The organism is Antarctobacter albus (assembly GCF_900101505.1).
Taxonomy (GTDB): domain Bacteria; phylum Pseudomonadota; class Alphaproteobacteria; order Rhodobacterales; family Rhodobacteraceae; genus Antarctobacter; species Antarctobacter albus.
In genome coordinates this window covers 296,496-310,124 of record NZ_FMZI01000005.1, presented here as the reverse complement: position 1 = coordinate 310,124, position 13,629 = coordinate 296,496, and the positions used below count along the sequence as shown (strand labels likewise).

General features: G+C 65.8%; 10 protein-coding genes. 5 read left to right on the top strand and 5 right to left on the bottom strand.

Translation table 11 applies throughout. The features are described from left to right. Positions 1 to 2: 2 nt before the first annotated feature. From BLQ71_RS11230 to BLQ71_RS11220, 3 genes are read left to right on the top strand one after another with little or no spacing between them, the layout of a single operon-like run. Positions 3 to 1,802: an Ig-like domain-containing protein gene (locus BLQ71_RS11230; protein ID WP_074621777.1), complete on the top strand. Its 1,800-nt coding sequence runs from the start codon at positions 3 to 5 to the stop codon at positions 1,800 to 1,802. Next, entirely contained in the window at positions 1,802 to 3,343 is a 1,542-nt protein-coding gene (locus BLQ71_RS26405) for a hypothetical protein (RefSeq protein WP_074621776.1), read from the top strand. Before BLQ71_RS11230 ends, BLQ71_RS26405 begins: the two co-directional genes overlap by 1 nt. Further along, complete coding sequence (locus tag BLQ71_RS11220; RefSeq protein WP_074621775.1) at positions 3,340 to 4,302, top strand: S1 family peptidase; 963 nt, start codon at positions 3,340 to 3,342, stop codon at positions 4,300 to 4,302. Before BLQ71_RS26405 ends, BLQ71_RS11220 begins: the two co-directional genes overlap by 4 nt. A gap of 3 nt (positions 4,303 to 4,305) precedes the next feature. Here the strand turns inward: BLQ71_RS11220 and BLQ71_RS11215 are convergent, their stop codons facing one another. The 3 genes from BLQ71_RS11215 to BLQ71_RS11205 all read right to left on the bottom strand — a co-directional run bounded on the left by BLQ71_RS11215 (position 4,306) and on the right by BLQ71_RS11205 (position 7,868). Beyond that, positions 4,306 to 4,650 carry a carboxymuconolactone decarboxylase family protein gene (locus BLQ71_RS11215; RefSeq protein WP_229754776.1) on the bottom strand — a complete coding sequence of 115 codons (345 nt, stop codon included), beginning with the start codon at positions 4,648 to 4,650 and terminating at the stop codon, positions 4,306 to 4,308. Between the two features lie 31 nt (positions 4,651 to 4,681). Next, a complete protein-coding gene (gene gst / locus BLQ71_RS11210) occupies positions 4,682 to 5,380 on the bottom strand; it encodes a glutathione transferase, Atu5508 family (RefSeq protein WP_074621773.1) in 699 nt (232 codons plus the stop codon). A gap of 76 nt (positions 5,381 to 5,456) precedes the next feature. Continuing rightward, on the bottom strand, positions 5,457 to 7,868 hold the full coding sequence (locus tag BLQ71_RS11205) for a PIG-L family deacetylase (protein ID WP_074621772.1): 2,412 nt from the start codon (positions 7,866 to 7,868) through the stop codon (positions 5,457 to 5,459). Positions 7,869 to 8,142: 274 nt separating this feature from the next. On the opposite strand from BLQ71_RS11205, the gene BLQ71_RS11200 reads away from it, so the two are divergent. Then, positions 8,143 to 9,111, top strand: a complete 969-nt coding sequence (locus tag BLQ71_RS11200; RefSeq protein WP_074621822.1) for a ketopantoate reductase family protein — start codon at positions 8,143 to 8,145, stop codon at positions 9,109 to 9,111. Position 9,112: 1 nt separating this feature from the next. Here BLQ71_RS11200 and BLQ71_RS11195 read toward each other — a convergent pair whose 3' ends face one another. Further along, positions 9,113 to 10,543: a glutamine synthetase family protein gene (locus BLQ71_RS11195; RefSeq protein WP_074621771.1), complete on the bottom strand. Its 1,431-nt coding sequence runs from the start codon at positions 10,541 to 10,543 to the stop codon at positions 9,113 to 9,115. After that, positions 10,543 to 11,859 carry an aromatic ring-hydroxylating dioxygenase subunit alpha gene (locus BLQ71_RS11190; RefSeq protein WP_074621770.1) on the bottom strand — a complete coding sequence of 439 codons (1,317 nt, stop codon included), beginning with the start codon at positions 11,857 to 11,859 and terminating at the stop codon, positions 10,543 to 10,545. The genes BLQ71_RS11195 and BLQ71_RS11190 overlap by 1 nt, the downstream gene beginning before the upstream one ends. 269 nt (positions 11,860 to 12,128) lie before the next feature. Between BLQ71_RS11190 and BLQ71_RS11185 the strand changes: the two genes are divergently transcribed. Beyond that, positions 12,129 to 13,616, top strand: coding sequence for a UbiA family prenyltransferase (locus tag BLQ71_RS11185; RefSeq protein WP_074621769.1), 1,488 nt, complete (start codon positions 12,129 to 12,131; stop codon positions 13,614 to 13,616). Positions 13,617 to 13,629: the final 13 nt, after the last annotated feature.

The following is a 13,629-nucleotide window of genomic DNA, read 5'->3' as shown; positions in this document are numbered from 1 at the left end:
CGATGAAACTGCTGACATCCGAGCCAAGGTCGCGCGTTTCAGGGATCGGATGGTCCGAACGCAATGTCATGCAGCTGTTCCAGCAGTTCGAGACCGCCTTCAAGATGCGCCTGTCCAAAGATGCGCAGACCTTTTTCGCCATGCCCGAGGCCGTCGGCGACGACCGGATCGATTTCTACACCGAGGATTACAAGACGGCGGTGAAATACGCCGACCAGCGGCCCGACACCCGCAAGGAGATCGACGGCCGGATCGAAGCCATCGTCAACGAGATCGAGGCATTTCGCCAGGGGCTTGCCGACAGTGGCGACAGCAACAATCGCAACATCGCGCTGGCGTTGGAAAAGGCCTTTCGCGTGCCCAGCCGGGATGCGATCTGGATTGTCGATGGCGCGCCTGTGGTCACGCTGTGGGGGTTCCAGTCCGATGGCGCGTCTCTGGATCTGCGCAGCATCAAGATCCCGAAAAAGGACAAGCCCGTCGCGGGGGGGCCGGATGACGCGGGCCGCAACCGCAAGCGGCTGTTGTTCGGCGGGCTCGCGCTGTTGCTGCTCTTGCTTGGGCTTCTGGCTTTACTTTTCGGTCCTGCGCTTTTGTGCGACTTCGGCCTGCGGGCCTGCAACGCGCCGATCGCACAGGAAGACCGGGGCGTGCTGCCGGACGGCGTGGTTTTTGTCGATGTGAACGTCGTCGCCAATGACAGTGATCCCGATGGCGACCCGATCACCATCGCCGGTTGCGACGCGCCGGGCATCGTGCGGGATGACCAGACCGTGCGCTTTGCCCGCGATCCGGCGCAATCCTCGGGCGAGGTGCGGTTCAGCTGCACGGTGCAGGATCCGTCTGGCCTGACCGATGCGGCGGATGTCGTGATTGCCGTTGGCGGTCAGGGCGGCGCCGGGGCCGGAACGGGTGGGGGCGTATCGGGCACGGCGCCGTCGGCGCGCACGGTGTCGGCCATCCTGCCCCCGGGTGAGCCAAGCGTCTCGGTGGATGTCCTGTCGGGCGTTGTGAACGGCGGCAACCGGGTCTGGCAGGTGGTCGGCTGTGATGCGCCTGGCGTGGTGGAAAATGGCCGTGTCACCTATCCGCGCAACCCCGATGACACCGTCCAGAGCGAGACATTCGACTGCCGCGTCCAGAGCGATGACGGGTTGACCCTGACCGTGCCCGTCGAGGTCGCGCGCGAGGCCAACCGTTGCACGCCCTTCACCACCAACCTGCCGGTCCGCCTGCTGATCGGGGCCGACTGGTCGTCCAGCATGGACCAAAACCGCCAGCAGCCGCCGCACAACTTCAGCCGTATGCTGGACGCGCTGGAAGAGCTGCGTACACGCCTCCCGGCAGAAACCTTCGCCACGCTCGAGCTCATGCGGGGGGAGTTCCCGGTCGACCTGCGCACTGACGGCGCGGCCTTTTTGTCCGATCCCACGGCCAACGGGCGCCCGACGCCCCGGTTTGCCGCCTATATCGAGTGGCTGCGCCAGGAGATCCAGAAGGCGGGAACCGATTTCTCGTTGATCACCGTGGTCACGATCACCGATGCCCAGGACAACCCCGAGGATTTCCTTGCTCAGTTCGAGGCAGCCTTCCAGACGTCCCGCGTGCCGATCGAACACACGCTGATCACCCTGACAGAGCCCAAGCCGCAGTGGGCGGACCTGTATCAGCGCATGGTCTGGCCTCCGGATGAAACCCGCAACTACCGAGAGTTGCTGGATGCCCCAGCTCAATCGCGGTTGCCCTCCGAGATCCTGCAAGCGGCCCGCATGGTGGTGCGCGAAGAGTGCGGAACGCCCTGATGGCCTCCAGCTTCCTGATCCGGACGGATGAAAGTCAGCAGGCGCCGCAGGGGGCCTTTGGCCGCCCCATAACCGCCTATTTCCCGCAGCTGCGCGCCTATGTCGCCGAGTACCTGGGCGGGGAAACGGCCGGCTATTTCGCCGAACCCGTCCGTGAGGCCGAAAGCGGCTTTACCGATTGGTTCACCGATGCGGCGGGCGACCCGCAACCGCTTTCTGCCCTGCGCGGGCCGGAACGGCGCGAGGCTCTGGCCCAGCTGGCCGAGTGGCGCCGCGAAATGCGCGCCTTCGCCGAAGCGGCCCCGGCGGAAAACGCGGGACAGATACACAAGATCCTGTCGCTGGCTCTGACCGACCCATCCGAGGATGACGTCTTTGTCACGGGCGGCAGACCGGTGGTGGTGAACTGGGGGTTCGAGCCGCCGCGCGATTTCGTGCCGCTGACCTATCCCGGGACAGAGCGCCGCGCGCCACTGCAGTCGGAACCGCCCAAGGACCCGGAAACAGCCGGGACAGAGCGCCGCCTGCTGGGGGGCAGCGTCCTGACGCTGTGTATGATTGGGGCGCTTTGTCTTGTGGCATTGACCCTGTTCGGAAAGTCGGCGGGGCTATTCGATGCGCCTCTGGTTGCCGCGGCAGAGCCTGACGGCAGCGATCCCGCCGAACTGGCCGAATTGCGGCGCCTGCAGGCCGCGAACGAGGCTTTGCGCCGGGACGTGGACGGGCTGCAGGAGGATCTGCTGGATCGTGCCCTGGCCTGTCTTGGGCAATGCACCGCGCCGCCTGTGCCGGTGGACCCGACACCGCCCCCCGGCCCGAACCCGGAAAGTCCGCCTCAGGGTACGCCGGTTGATCCGCCCGCGTCACCCCCGGCAGACGAACCGCCCGCCGATGATCCGCCGCCGGATGAGCCGCCGATCGTGGACCCGGCCCCAGGCGAGCCGCCTGCTGACGAGCCGCCCGCCGGTGATCCGCCGCTGGACGAGCCTCCGGCCGATGCGCCTCCGCCTGACGATCCGCCTGCAGATGAGCCGCCGGTTGATAACCCGCCCGTGGACGAACCTCCGGCCGACGAGCCTCCGGCAGATGATCCGCCCGCTGACGACCCGCCTGCGGACCCTGACCCCGAGGGCGATCCGCTTGTGGTGCCGGACGGGGCCGAGGATGTCGACGACCTGTCCTTCCTCGAAGGCACCTGGCGCTCCGTCGCCGAACAGCTTTTCCTGACCTTCTCGGACAGCGAACGCCCGGACCTGAAGATCGTTGTCGAATATGACATCGATGCCTCCGGCGAGGGCACGCGCCGGGTTCTGCTGGAGGACGGGACCATCTGCACGGGCACCGTGACCGCCTCTTTCGATGCTGAGAACCGTCTGCAGATGGTCGAGGGAGAACGCGCCGATTGCGGCGAGGGGCTGTTTGTCGTGCCCTATGCCGTGACCTGTGAAATCGCCCAGGACCGGACCGCGGACTGTACGCTGACGCCCCGCGATGCCGGGGATGATGCCAGCGTCAAGACAGAGTTGAGGCGCCTCCAATGACCGCGAAACCCAACCCCCAAGCCCCCGCCTGGTGGACCATACTGCGTGCGGCGGTGATCTTTGCCAGCGGGCTGCTGATCGCCGTGATGATCGCGCCCCGCTTTCTGTCACAGCCGCCCGACCTGCCCCGGCAAAGCTCGGACCCCTCGGTGCTGTCGTCGCTCCTGGCCTTTGAACAGGGTGTGGGCCAGCGCCTGCAATCCCGGGTGGCCGAGGCGGAGCAGCGCCTCTCCGGGTTCCAGTGCACCATCGACCAGGTCAGCCCGAACACGGGCCCTGCGCCGACCGTCTTTGCCGGTCGCCCCGACATGTCGCGCCTGCGAGCGGTCGCCGATGGGGCCGTGGTCTTCATCCAGGCGGGCGAGGGATCAGGCACGGGATTCTTCGTCACGCCACGGCATGTCGCCACCAATGCCCACGTCGTGGGGGCGGAGGTCGATGTGCTGGTCTATTCCGAAACGCTGTTCCCGACCCCGGTCCGGGGTCGTGTCACCGCCCGCACCGTCAAGCGGGGCGAGGGGCTGGCCGAACGCGACTATGCCATCGTCGAGGTGGAGGGCGGCCAGGGTGTGCAACCATTGCAGTTCATGAACAGAGTGACCGAACTGGACCCGGTGGTTTCCGTCGGATTTCCGGGCCTGTTCCAATCCTTCCAGCAGACCGGACTGCCGCGCATGATCTTTCGCGCGGGCGAATTCATCGACGCCCTGCCGCAGGCGGACGGGCGCGAGGTCTTTGCCCATTCCGCCGAGGTCCTGCAGGGCAACAGTGGTGGCCCGCTGATCAACGCCTGCGGGCAGGTCATCGGCATGAACACCTTCATCATCTGGGCCAATCCCTCGGGCGAGGGGGCATCACCCAAGGTGAAAACCGATTTCGCCCTGCCATCGGCGGACCTTGCGGACTATCTGGCTTCGGAAGGGGTGACGGTCACCACCGCCCAGACCTGCGAGCCCTGAGGGTCACTCGGCCTCCTTCACGCGGCGCGCCACGCGAACGCATTCCAGTACTTGTGGCACGCCGCAATAGATCCCGACGACGTGAATGATGGCGCGGATTTCCTCCCAGGAGACGCCGTTTGTCCGGGTGCCGCGGCAATGGGTTTCCCATGCCTGCATCTTTCCCAGCGCGCCGATCATGGCAAGGTTCATCATGCTGCGTGTCTTGGCGTCGATCACGTCGTCGCCCCAGCGGAACCCCCAGCACCAGGCGATCGTAGCCTCCTGAAACGGGCGGGTGAAGTCATCGGCCTCGGCCTGGTTCCGGTCAACATAGTCTGCGCCCAGCGTTGCCCGGCGTTGATCCAACCCTTTCAGGAACAGGTCTTCGTCGATGTGCTCATCTGCCCATATCCTCGTTCAGCATCTCCAGCAGCGAGGCCTCTATCTGCCCCGCGCAATAGACATCCGCGCGATCGGCCCAGTCGTTGCGCAGACGCACCAAGGCGGGCAAGGCGGCCACGCGGTCCACCAATGCGGTCAGCACCGGCGCGTGCTCATGCAGCAGGGGCCGAAGTGGCGGCAGGCGATCGACCATCGTGTGCCACAGCGCGGCCAGCGTGAGGTCGGCGAGGCCCGGCGCCTCTGCGCCGGAGACGAACCCATCCGTTGCCGTGCCCCTCGTCTCCATCACCAAGCGTTCGTGGCCCCGCATCCAGCGTGGCAGGCGATCCTCCCGGAAGGCGGTCCAGCTGTCCCGCGTCCACATGGTGGCACCATGATGGCAGGTGATCTCGAGCAGGATGTCCGAGGCATCGCAGAGCAGGCGCAATTCCAGGTCCGGATCGTGCGACAGGCCGTGTTTGCGCCCCAGGTACATGCAGATGGCGGGCATCTGCGACAGGGCCCGCCCGGTGTCATGGTCGATCAGCACGGGCGGGCCGATGAAGGGCGTCGGCTGCTCTTCGGGGCGGGCGGTCTTGGCGGCCAGGACGGCGTCAAAGCCCGGTTCGTCCCACTCTGCACCCGCCTGGGCCAGGATGAACCGAGGCACATGGCCCCGGAAGGGGATTGGCCAGTAGAGCAATGTGTATGACATGGGGCCTCCGGTCTTCGGCCCGAGGCTACGCCGATTCCGCCTGCGGGGTCATCCCTTTGCGGAGTCGCGGCGCGGTTCAGATCACCAGGTCGATTTCTTCCGGCGCGGGGTCTTCCGGGGGCGGCTCGGCGGCCTCTGACGGCTGCATCAGTGCTTCGTACAGGGTAGCCGGATCGGTCGCGGTCAGCTGGTATTCGTCGGCGACGTATTCGCGCTGAACCCAGTCCACGTAAGAGCCGATAAGCGCGCCATCGCTGCCAAAGACCAGCGGATCATGGGCGGCATAGGTGTCAAAGGTGGTTTCCACCACGGTCTGTTCTTCGGGCGTCAGGTTTTCTTCCAGCCCCCAGGAGGCATAACCGACATAGCTCGTGACCGTGAGATCCGCGTTGTAACCGGCCACGGCATCGGTCGCAAAGGCCGCCGTGGTCAGGTGGTCGGAATGCTCGATGTCGGCCAGGTCGCTGGTGTGGTCCTGGATATGGATATGGTCCGGCGTGTGCCGTTCCATCAGCGCGGTCAGCAGGCCGGTCAGCTCTTCGGAAGTATAGGTGGCGCTGCCATCCACTGCCGTCACGCTGTCGATCTCTCCCTCGGCCAGTTGCTCGAGGCTCTGGTAGCCGTAGGTGGGAGAGCCGCTGCCATCCCCGAACCCGTCCGGCAGGCGTAGGAAATACAGGCGCACGTCGGGATCATCGGCCAGGTAGGAACTGGCCACTTCGTAGGTCGTGTCTCCGACCGTCACGCTGACGGTTTCATCCACCCACTCATCGGACCCAGCCATGTAGCCATAGGCCGCCTTTTCCCCGGCCTCGCGTCCGGCCCAGTAGTCTTCGCCGCGCCCTGCATCACCGGCGGTCAGGTAGATGGTGGTCACGGGCGTGTCGCCGTCGATCAGCGTGTCCAGCGTCGGGTTCATGAACAGCAGGTCGTCGTCCTGGTGAGCCACGATCACCATGTCGCCGCTGCCGGCGATGGGCGGTCCGGGATCGACGGGATCGGTCGGGTCCACCGGATCGGTGGGGTCCGTTGGGTCCGTGGGGTCGGTCGGATCGCCCGGGTCTGCAGGATCTGTGCCATTGGTGACGGTCAGGACCGCGACTTCGCCGATCAGCGGTGAGTCCCCGTCCCAGTTGGAGCTGCCTATCAGCAAGTTGGCACGATCCACGTCCGCCGGAACCACGCCTTGTTCCTCTGTCAGCCGCACGCCATCCTTGTCGATCCACATCAGCCCGGTTTCGTCGATGCCGAAACTCCAGTCAGCGGTCTCTCCCTCCACGATGGCGGCCTCGGCCACGACGCGATAGACCTCGCCGTCCTGCCAGAGTTCCAGCATGATGCCAGAGGTGTTCTCGATCTGGGTGAAAAGGATGTTGTTCGTGGCCGGGCCGTCGCCAAAGTCGATGACCCGCTGCCAGTATCCGCCCTCGATGTCATCGAAACGCACGGTCGCGTCGATCCGGAAGGCCCCGTCGATCTGTTGCGGGCCATCGACAGGCTCCACCGGATCAACGGGATCAACCGGGTCGGTCGGATCTACCGGATCAACCGGGTCCGTTGGGTCCACCGGGTCAACTGGGTCCACAGGATCGCTCGGCCCCTGTGTCACCGTCAGGTCCAGCACGACGCCATCAAGTGGTTCTCCGTCGGACCCTGCGGGGCTCCCGACCGACAGCGGACCCCGATCCACGTCCGCAGGCACCACCCCGGCGCCCTCTGCCAGCAAGGTGCCGTCCTTTTCCAGCCACATGCGCCCGTCCGGGTCTATGCCGACGGACCAGATCGCGTATTCCCCTTCGATCAGGGCACCTTCGGCGATGATCTCGTGGGTGGTCCCGTCCTGCTGAATGGAAAAGCGCAGGGCATCCGAAGTCCCCACTTGTTGCAACCGGATCGCGCCCTCGGGGCCGTCCCCGCCAAAGTCGAAGAGGGTCTGGTCCTGCGCGGCGTCAAGATCGTCGAACCGGGCGACAAGGTCCAGTTGAAAGGCGCCGCCGATCTGTTCGGGCATATTCAGGCGTCCACCATCAACGGTGTCGCCGATGTTGGTCACGTCTAATCCCAGGACGGCACCGTCCAGCGGCGTGTCATCCGCCCAGTTCGACTCTCCCAGCAGTTCGTTGAGCCGCACCGTGTCGGTGGGGACCACGCCGGCCGCTTCGGCCAGTCGGACACCGTTCTTGTTGATCCACATGGTGCCATCAGCCGCGATGCCAACGTTCCAGGTGGCGGTTTCGCCTTCGACGATCGCCTCTGGTGCGGTGACGCGGTAGGCCTGTCCATCCTGGTAGAGGACGAACATCAGGGTGTTGGTGTTCTCGTATTGTGTCAGCAGCAGGTTGTTGCTGTCCGGCCCGTCGCCAAAGTCGAAGACGCGCTGCCAATAGCCTGCGTCGAGGTCGTCGAAACGCGCGACCACTTCGATCTCGAAGGCGCCGGTCACATCCTCGAAGTCGTCAAGCGGCCCTGAAATTCCCAGAGGTGGCATGGCCTTTCTCCCTTGGCCCGCACGGAAGTCCACCGTTCGGAGGTTATGGATTTCTGGAATACTTCGGCCGGGGGCCGTCAATCGGACTGAAAAACAGGTCCATGTTAGCAGTTTCTCGCATGGGTTGTGCAACGGGTATTGTTCCAGGTGGAAACTCTGCATTGCCGGATTGGAAACAATTGATCGGCGTGGAGGCTGCCACCCTGGACCAGGCTTGCACCGCCCCTGTCGGCCCCCCATGCTCGCGCCCAAAATGCGGATGGGAGAGACGGACATGAGGGTGGTGATTTTCGGCGTTGGTGCCGTTGGCGGGGTCGTCGGGGCAGCGCTCGCCCAGGCCGGGCACGAGGTGATCGGCGTCGCGCGCGGGCGGCGGCTGGCAGCGGTGCGCGACAAGGGTCTTTTGCTGCGCGGCCACCAGGGCGAAAAGCGCGTCCCGCTTGACCTGGTTGAACGGGCGACAGAGCTGGCAGCGCGCGACGACGACATGATCTTGCTTGCGACCAAGAGCCAGGACAGCGCGGCAGCGCTGGGCGACCTGCGTGCCGCTGGCTATGTCTCGCAACCTGTCTTCTGCATGCAGAACGGTGTCGCCAACGAGGACCTCGCGCTTCGGTTCTTCGACAACGTGCATGGGATCAACGTGATGCTGCCCGCCGAATATATCGCGGCGGACGAGGCGATCTGTTTCGGGCGCCCCAATTACGGTGTCTTCGACATCGGCCGCTATCCCGGAGGTTTCGACGCGGCGGATGAAGCGTTGGCCGAGGCGCTGACGGGGGCCGGCATCCGGTCATTCGTGACGGACGCCGTGATGGAAAACAAGTTCGGCAAGCTGATCGTCAACCTCGGCAATATCGTCGAGGCGGCCCTGGGACGTGGCGTGAAGGCGCCCGAGATCACATCCGCCCTGCGCCAGGAGGCTGAAACCGTATTCCGGGCTGCGGGCGTGTCCTGGCAGGACATGGGGGATGGCGACCCGCGTCGTGGCACGCTGTTGGAGATTGCGCCCATCGAGGGGATCGACCGGGCCGGCAATTCCACCACGCAGAGCTTTCTGCGGGGGGCGGGGTCGGTCGAGACGGATTACCTCAACGGCGAGGTGGCACTGATCGCCCGGCGCAACGGTGGGCAGGCGCCCCTCAATGCGGCCATAACCTCGCTTGCCGCCCGACTTGCGCGTGGTGGCGCGGCGGCGGGCGCCATGACGCCGGAGGCGCTGGCCGCAGAACTGGGTATGTGAGTCAGAAGGCGGTGAAATACTCCGCCTGCTCCCATTCCGAGATCGCTGACAGGTAACGCTCCCATTCGGCCCGCTTCAGCCGGGCGAGGTAGGACACGCTCTCTTCCCCCAGTGCCTCGCGGTACATCGGTGATGCCTCAAAGGCGGCGATCGCCTCGCCCAGGGTGGCGGGCAGTTGCTCTGCCGCGTCGTCGTAGGGGTTCTCAAGCGGGGCGGGGGCAGGGTCTCCGGCCTCGATCCCGTCGAGCCCCGACAGGATCTGGAAGGCCAGCGCGAAATAGGGATTCGCGGCGCTGTCGGCCACGCGGTTCTCGACCCGGCTGGCCCCATCCCCGGGGGCCATCAAGGCGCGCAGCATGGCGCCCCGGTTGTCTGCGCCCCAGCCGATCCGGTTTGGCGCAAGCTGGTAGGGCGCGTAGCGCTTGTACCCGTTCACCGTGGGCGTCGTCGCGATACAGGAGGCGCGCGCATGGGCCAGCAGGCCGCCAATCCAGCCCGAGGCCACATCTGTCAGCACACCGCCCTCATCCGGGATCAGCAGGTTGCGCCCGTCCATGTCGGTCACGCTCTGGTGGATGTGCCAACCATTGGCCGCGGCGTTTTCCAGCCGGGGCTTGGCCATGAAAGATGCCAGATAGCCCTCGCGCGCGCAGATCTCCTTGACCATCGTGCGAAACAGCACCGCGCGGTCGGCAATCGTCAGCGGGTCATCGGCGGCAAAGGTGAACTCGAACTGGCTCGGCCCCATCTCGACCTCGACAGAGAGGACCGGCAGGCCCATCGCCTCGGCGCTGCGTCGCAGGATGTCGAGGAGCGGTTCGGCGGCGTCATAGCGGGTCTCGGTGAGATACTGCCAGCCCTGGTTCACGCCGCGCGTCAGCGGCGGGCGCGGTGGCATGGTGGCGTCGGCATGGTCCAGCGCGGCCTCAACCGGTTCGAAGACCTGGAACTCCACTTCCAGCCCCATGACAGCCCGCATGCCGCGCGTCGCCAGCCTGTCGATGGCCCCTTGCAGCAGCGTCTCCGGTACGAAGGGGATCGCGCTGCCGTCGGTGCGCAACACACGGCATAGGATCATGGCCGAATGCGGCGCATGGGGCAGCGGGCAGAAGGTCTCGACCCGGGGCACCAGCAGCACGTCACTGGCGCCCGCCATCGGCGTATCACCCGCTTCGGACCAGATCGGAAAAACCGTCCGGTGCGACAGGTCCTTGAGCAGGAGCGTGGAGGGCACTCGCAAGCCGGACTTCAACGCGCCCTCCAGCCCGCGCCGCGTGACGGTCTTGCCGCGCAGGATGCCGTGGGCATCGGCAAACAGCATGCGCAGGGTTTCGATCCCCTCGGCCTCGACCCGCGCCATCAGGTCTGCCGCCGCTTCGGGCTGCAACAGCCCGTCGCGACACAGGCGGCCCTGCGCCAGGTGGTCCCGCATCAGAGGCCCGCGTCCCACGGACAGGCGTCGCGCCGTTCGGCATCGGCCCGCAGGCTGGCCGCGTCCCAATCGGCGCTGTCGGCAATGGCATCGTTTGACAGCGGTCCCTTGAGGGTCGACGGATCAACCGTGCCCCGCATCGGCAGGGCCTCTTCCTCGCCTTTTTCCAGCGCATCCATCGCGGCGCGCAGCATGCGGCGATAGCGGATGATGCCGACGTCGGTCTTGCCCAGGTGTTCGTCGGTGCGGTCCTGGATCGGACCCATGCTCTCGACCGCCCACTGGTCATGCACGTTGATGTCCAGCCCCATGCCGGTATAGGTCTCGCGTGCCTGTTCCTCGGGGTCATAGCCGTAGTCGTTGCGCTTGTTCTTGAGCGGCGCGTAATCCGGCAGGCGGTGTTCCTTCAGCCGTTGCTCGCGCATCAGCTCCTTGTTCACCGGCTTGTCGAAGCTGGTAAACATCGAAAACCAATAGCAATTCTCATCATCGATGGGGACGTGCCACTGGGTGATCGTCATCTCGCGGCTCATCGGGATGCAGATCGCCTCGGGGAAGATCTGGTTGGTCACACGCACATGGGTCAGCCCGTTTTCCATGTGCCGCAGCGCCGTCAGTTTCAGCCCGAAGTCGGTTTCCTCGACACGGATCTCGGGGCGCGGGTAGTCGCGCAACAGCTTGGTCATGGGGATGTTGGTATCCGCCGCGCTGTCGCGGAACTGCTTGCCGTAGCTGTCCTTGGGGTCCTCGTCTTCCAGAAAACGGTGCAGGAACGAGGCGTGCGCCGGGTCGATGCCGACCTCCAGCGCTTGCAGCCAGTTGCATTCCCACAACCCCTTGAAGGCAAAGACATGCGTATCCGGCGCCCGGAAACAGTCAAAGTTCGGCAGGGGCGGGGGGGCTCCGGGCCCGAGGTAGGCAAAGACGATGCCGTTGCGTTCCACCACCGGGTAGGCGGGCGTGCGGATCTGTTCATGCATCTTCGAACCCTCGGGCTCTCCGGGTTGTTCGACGCATTGCCCGGTCCGGTCGAAGTGCCAGCCGTGGAAGGGGCAGCGCAGCCCGTTGTCCTCGCGACGCCCGTAACACAGGTCGGCCCCCCGGTGCGGGCAATGCCGCGCGATCAGGCCCAGTTCCCCCTCGTTGTCCCTGAACAGAACAAGCTTTTCGCCCAGCAGGGTGACCGGCACGACGGGGCGGGGGCCTTTCAGCTCGTCGCTGAGGGCGGCAGGCTGCCAGTACCGGCGCAGGACCTGGCCCGCAGGCTGGTCCCGGCCCACCCTTGTCAATCGATCATTGAGCTCCTGGCTGATCATGCCGCATTCCTCCCGCGTCTCGGCTGTCTGGCTTTGGGCGGAGTTTGGCGGGCAGGTGGTTGCGGCGTCAAGGTGAACGCCGCCCGCGGAGAGGGTGCCGCAAGGTCAAGCCAGCTCGACGGGCACAGGGTGAATACGGATTGGCGGTCTCGCAAGGCCGGGCCTGTGGCCCGCCGGACACAATCCGCGCTACAGGTTTTCCGCGCTCGACGTGACAGGCCGGCCCGCCTAGGGTAACGGCTGATCCAAACACCTGAATGGACAGGATAATGTACGCAGAGCCAGCACGCGGTCAGGATGGACAGTCCGGCGGTGCAGCGGAGGATCCGCAGCGTGACCGGACCGGGCTGACGCTGGTCGTCGATCTCGACGGGACGCTGTTGCGCAGCGACATGCTGTACGAAAGCTTCTGGACCGCGTTCGGCCGTGATTGGACCGTGGCGCTGACCGCCATGCGGGCGCTGACCCAGGGGCGCGCGGCGCTGAAACAGCGGCTGGCCGAAACCGCCCGGCTGGAAACAGCGACCCTGCCTTTCGACCGGGAGGTGTTGGCCTATATTCGGGCGTGGCGCGAAAAGGGCGGGCGCACCGCGCTTGTGACGGCCTCGGACCAGAGCCTGGCCGACGCCATTGCCGGCCACCTGGGCGTCTTCGACGAGGTGCATGGCTCTGACGGAACGCGAAACCTCAAGGGAAAGGCCAAGGCTGCCTTTCTCGCGGATCGTTTCGGGGCGGCGCAGTATGTCTACATGGGCGACAGCTCCGCCGACCTGCCGGTCTGGGAACAGGCCGCCCGGGCGGTGACCGTGAACGCCTCGCAACGGCTGCGGTCCGAGGCAGAGGCCATCGCGCCCGAGGTCGAGCACCTGACAACCAAGCCCGTGACACTGCGGCCCTACGTCAAGGCGCTGCGTCCGCACCAATGGCTGAAGAACATCCTGGTCTTCCTGCCGATGCTGGCCGGGCACCAGTTCGATCCGGTGACGGTGTTCTTGGCCATGTCGGCCTTCGTCGCCTACAGCCTGGTGGCCTCCAGCGTCTATGTCGTCAACGACATGACCGACCTGAACGCCGACCGCGCCCACCCGCGCAAGAAACGGCGCCCCTTCGCCTCGGGCGCGGTGCCGCTTTCGCACGGGATGATCATGGCGCCCGCGCTGTTCCTGGCCGGCGCGGCAGTGTCATTGGCGGTGAGCCCGGTCTTTCTGGCGGTGGTTTGCGGCTATTTCGTGCTGACTACGGCCTATTCGCTGAACCTCAAGCGCAAGATGGTGATCGACATCTGCACACTGGCGGGGCTTTACAGCATGCGCATCGTGGCGGGCGCGGTGGCCACGGGCATTCCCCTGTCGGTCTGGCTGCTGGCCTTCGCGATCTTCTTTTTCCTCGCCCTTGCCGCGGTCAAACGGCAGGCGGAACTGGTCGACAGCGCCCGGCGTGGGACGCTGCATGCGCGCGGGCGCGGCTACAACGTCGGAGACCTGCCGATCATCACCATGATTGCCATCGCGGCGGGATATGTCTCGGTGCTGGTGCTTGTGCTCTATGTGGATTCGCCGGATGTCAGCGATCTTTACAATGCGCCCTACATGCTTTGGGGGATCGGCGCGGTTCTGCTGTTCTGGATCACGCGGACCATCATGATCGCCCATCGGGGCCAGATGCACGACGACCCGCTGGTCTTTGCCGCCCGTGACCGCGTCAGCCAGCTCTGCGTGCTGCTGTGCCTCGGGTTCGCCGTGATCGGTGCCTTGTGAGATGACGCGCCGG

Bases quoted from the DNA above. Each gene is read 5' to 3' on its own strand.
- BLQ71_RS11185 (WP_074621769.1), top strand. From the start codon at position 12,129: ATGTACGCAGAGCCAGCACGCGGTCAGGATGGACAGTCCGGCGGTGCA.
- BLQ71_RS11190 (WP_074621770.1), bottom strand. From the start codon at position 11,859: ATGATCAGCCAGGAGCTCAATGATCGATTGACAAGGGTGGGCCGGGAC.
- BLQ71_RS11230 (WP_074621777.1), top strand. From the start codon at position 3: ATGAAACTGCTGACATCCGAGCCAAGGTCGCGCGTTTCAGGGATCGGA.
- BLQ71_RS11220 (WP_074621775.1), top strand. From the start codon at position 3,340: ATGACCGCGAAACCCAACCCCCAAGCCCCCGCCTGGTGGACCATACTG.
- gst (WP_074621773.1), bottom strand. From the start codon at position 5,380: ATGTCATACACATTGCTCTACTGGCCAATCCCCTTCCGGGGCCATGTG.
- BLQ71_RS11205 (WP_074621772.1), bottom strand. From the start codon at position 7,868: ATGCCACCTCTGGGAATTTCAGGGCCGCTTGACGACTTCGAGGATGTG.
- BLQ71_RS11200 (WP_074621822.1), top strand. From the start codon at position 8,143: ATGAGGGTGGTGATTTTCGGCGTTGGTGCCGTTGGCGGGGTCGTCGGG.
- BLQ71_RS26405 (WP_074621776.1), top strand. From the start codon at position 1,802: ATGGCCTCCAGCTTCCTGATCCGGACGGATGAAAGTCAGCAGGCGCCG.
- BLQ71_RS11195 (WP_074621771.1), bottom strand. From the start codon at position 10,543: ATGCGGGACCACCTGGCGCAGGGCCGCCTGTGTCGCGACGGGCTGTTG.